The organism is Streptococcus sp. 27098_8_91, assembly GCF_041432385.1.
Lineage (GTDB): Bacteria > Bacillota > Bacilli > Lactobacillales > Streptococcaceae > Streptococcus.
The window spans coordinates 1-4,416 of the sequence record NZ_JAPVZN010000018.1 but is presented as its reverse complement, the minus strand read 5'-3'; the positions used below and the strand labels follow the sequence as shown (position 1 = coordinate 4,416).

At 41.3% G+C, this 4,416-nt stretch carries 2 protein-coding genes; both read right to left on the bottom strand.

What is annotated here, in order from left to right; all coding sequences use genetic code 11:
- Positions 1-2,786, bottom strand: a 2,786-nt coding sequence (locus tag O3611_RS09690) for an SIALI-17 repeat-containing surface protein (protein WP_371608516.1), incomplete at its 3' end; no start/stop codon positions are given.
- A 622-nt stretch (positions 2,787-3,408) separates the two neighbouring features.
- Positions 3,409-4,416, bottom strand: a 1,008-nt coding sequence (locus O3611_RS09685) for an SIALI-17 repeat-containing surface protein (protein ID WP_371608515.1), incomplete at its 5' end; no start/stop codon positions are given.

Sequence of the window (4,416 nt, the reverse complement as noted above, 5' to 3'; positions counted from 1 at the left end):
ACAGCTGCTTCACTACCATTGACTCCACCAGTAAATTCTGGAAGTTCAGCAATCGCAGCTTCTACACCATTAACACCACCTGTGAATTCTGGTACTTCGTTAACAGCTGCTTCACTACCGTTGGCAGCTCCAGGAATACCTGCTCCTTCAAGACTCACCGGAAGGTTGTGCATACTCTCGATCGCTCCAGAAGCAAGGCCAGTTATCTCCTGACCTAGATCTGACTTATCTATTGTGAATAGAAGAGTCTTAGTATCGTACTGGGTCATAAAGTTTATTTTTTTACCATTTGCCAACTGAAGTGTTGGGATTTTGTTAACCAAAACTTCTGAATCAAACTCTACTGCAAGAATTCCTGGCCATTTTTCAATAACATTTTTAACTTTGGTTTCTTTAGGAGAAATTCTTTCCTTCGTCAAGAAATCCCAGTTGAATTTCTTGAAGGATAGAGTATAAGGATTGCCACCAGCTTCATGATGTTCATACAAGAGACCAAATTCTTTTGGTCCGATCTGTTGAAGTGAGTTATAGGCATACTCCCCTTCTTGAATCAAATGATGATGCAGCCAAGTCAACTCGCCATCTTCTTCTACACGAGCCACTCGAATGTAACCATTCTTACGACCTGGGCCATTGGCATTTGCTAGAAGGATGTACTCTTTACCATCTTGAACCGTATGAGTCGCCGCCATTTGAACATAAACATCAGGTACATCATAGCGTGCTACATAGTTGTCCCATGTAATACCACCATCATTACTTGTCGCAACCTGCAAATCACCTGTCAAACCACGCATAAAGAGTTTCAACTGACCATTATTCAATTGAACAACAGAAGCTTCCGTATTTTGAGCGTAGTAATTGTTCATGTTGCTTGAATCAACTACTGTACCATCATAAAGTGTACGGTTATCATTGACACCGCCACCCATATGCCAAGTCTTACCATGGTCATCTGAGTAGATGATACGAGATGATTGAGAACCGTTGAGGTGGTTAGTACGGTTTGTCGTATAAACAGGAACGACGATACGACCTTTATGAGGTCCATTCTGGAGGGTAATGCCCACTCCAGGTCCCACACCTAAGAATTTCATCCAATCAGCTTTGACCATTGGGGTAATATCTTGTGGTGCAGACCAAGTCTTACCGTCATCATCACTGTAAGACATCCATAGGTAGCTGTCTTTAGCAATTCTAAATGGAGAAGTTTTATTGCTTGTAAAATAGATATTTCCTAGCAGTTGCTCACCCTGATAAAGATCACCTTTATCACTATAAGCCGGCTTGACTGGATTTACAACAACACGGTAATCCGTTGCCTGACCATCTGGTGTGTAGACAACACCATTTTCACGAATGGTATAGGCTCCATTTTCTCCTTCACGATAGAGAATTTGGTAGGTTTTCCCATTAATTTCTTTATAAGCTTCCTCTTTTTCAGCTGACATCCCAAAGATACCTTTTCCTTCTGGGAACATATCATAGACAGAAAAGATGCGCTTGGTTTCAGTATCTTGGGCTAAAACCATATCGATATTTACTGGTGAACCAACAGATGGATCAGTAGCTTTTGGATTGTCGCGTAGATTCGTAAGTGTGATACGATCGCCCCATGTTTGACCCTGATCTTCACTTCGTTTGACGACCATACCGATATCGCCCCAGTCATAGTGGTGCAAACGACGTTCGTCAGCTCCAGCAATCAAAGTTCCCTTGTCAGTCTTAAGGAGGGCTGGAATACGATAGCTATTAATGCCATCTGGATTTGACTGCCCATTTTTACCAGCTTCAAAGACATCCTTTTTATCTGTTATCTCAGCTCCTTCTGGAAGCTTTTTCTCTAATTCGGATCTTTCAAATAGGTAGCTACGATTTTGAACTTCTTCTGGACTCAAGGCACGATCATAAACAGTTAGATTACGAACTTGTAAACCTGCCCCCCAAACCATACTTCCTGCACGATTTGTGGTACCAATTTGCATATGATTCACATCAGGCATATCTTTGATAAAGCGTCCTGATTTCTTACTTGTTCGTGACAAAACTCCGTTTACATAGAGACGAACTTGCCCATCTGGAGAATCTGCACTTGGTCTTTCAACTGTAAAGGTTACTGAGTTCCACTGACCTGGTTTGACAGTTAATGGTGCGTCTGTGTATCTATCATAAAATTGGTCGCCGTTTTGATCGCGGCCCTCAATCAAGGCAACGTTGTTGTAAACAGCCATGGTGAAATATTCATTTCGAACCTTATCACTTGAGACTGAGAAAAGGTTGTAAAATGCTGGCGCAGAAGCATCTGGTTTGAACTCCATATGAATGGTCGCGTTTTGAAGTTGTTTCAGTTTGCCTAATTGCTCTGTCAGATCAATTCTATTGCTATTTGCAGCATTAGTCTCTACATCTTCCTTTTCAAGAACAGTATTGACATTTTCCAACTCTCTAGCATAGTAATCACGTGGAAGCGCAGCTGGATCTTTTTCGGTTTCTCTAGTTGCTTCTGCCGTTGTAGTTGTCTCTGTTCCAGTATGTGCTTCTGTAGATGCATGTGTAACTGTATCTACCCCATTAGATTCCGTAACATTCTTTTCAACGATCTCTGCTTTTTCAGGCTGTTCCTTTTCGACACTAAGCTCGGCGGTCTCTTTACTAGTGACCGTTGACTCTTGTGCTAATACTGGCGATGCACCAAAAACAACTGCTCCAATAACGACTGAAGCGGCTCCTACTGTAAATTTGCGAATTCCGTATCGTTGTTTTCTATCCAACTGATTATGCTTCATCTTTCTTCCTTTCATTTTTAAAAATAAAGCGCTTTCTTTTTCGCTTAAAATTTTTAGTCATCTGACTAAATGACAAAAATTACTTTTTCACGAATGGTTACACTCGCTCTTTCAAATTTTCTCTCACTTAACGACCCATCGTTAACTAGAGTCTCCTACTCCTTTCAAATTTTATCTTATTCTCATTATATAATAAATCCTCCCCTTTTAAGAGAGATTGAGATAGAACAGATTATACTTTCAGTTTTTAAAACATAAACTCAGACATTTGAAACTACTTTCGGGTGCTTTGGATTTTTCTAACATAAAATTGCTTCATTCGGTTGAATCGTTTTTTTAATGAACTTTATCTCAAACTTATACTCAATGAAAATCAAAGAGCAAACTAGGAAGCTAGCCGCAGGTTGCTCAAAACACAGTTTTGAGGTTGTGGATAGAACTGACGAAGTCAGTAACACATATACGGTAAGGCGAAGCTGACGTGGTTTGAAGAGATTTTCGAAGAGTATTAACTATTTGACTCCTGATTTATCTAGATCAAAAAGGCCGTAACTAGTTCTAGTCACGACCCTTTCTAATATAAGATCAAATTTCTCTATGAATTTCGTTGATTTTAACTATTTCATTGATCTTCTTTTTTCTTGCCCATAGCAAACATACCTAGGAGCATTCCTACAAGTCCTAGAGAGGCAAGAGGAGCAAGATCTTCACTTCCTGTTTCAGGAAGAAGTTGCTGACGAGCAGCAGGGGCTTGATAAGTTTTATCTTGTGCCATAGCTTGAACCACAATTGACTGTTCTCCCTTATACTCTGAGACCTCATAGATAGCAGCTTCTAGCCCATTAACACCACCTGTGTACTCTGGAACTTCTAACTTAGCAGATTCCACTCCATTGACACCACCTGTGTACTCTGGAACTTCTAACTTAGCAGATTCTACTCCATTTACACCACCTGTATACTCTGGAACTTCTAACTTAGCAGATTCTACTCCATTTACACCACTTGTATACTCTGGTGCTTCTAACTTAGCAGATTCTACTGCATTGACGCCACCTGTGTATTCTGGAACTTCTAACTTAGCAGCCTCTACTCCATTGACGCCACCTGTGTACTCTGGAACTTCTAACTTAGCAGCCTCTACTCCATTGACGCCACCTGTGTACTCTGGAACTTCTAACTTAGCAGATTCTACTCCATTTACACTACTTGTATATTCTGGCACCTCTAACTTAGCGGATTCCACTGCATTGACACCACCTGTGTATTCTGGAGAATCTAACTTAGCGGATTCCACTGCATTGACACCACCTGTGTATTCTGGAGCTTCTAACTTAGCGGATTCTACTGCATTCACACCGCCTGTATATTCTGGCACCTCTAGCTTAGCGGATTCTACTGCATTCACACCGCCTGCGTACTCTGTACTTTCTGCCTTAGCTCCTTCTTCGCCATTGACACCACCTTCAAAGGTTGAAGTGTCTGACTTAGCGGACTCTACTCCATTCACACCGCCTTCGAACTCTGGACTCTCTGACTTAGCTCCTTCTTCGCCATTGACACCACCTTCAAAGGTTGAAGTGTCTGACTTAGCGGACTCTACTCCATTCACACCGCCTTCGAACTCTGA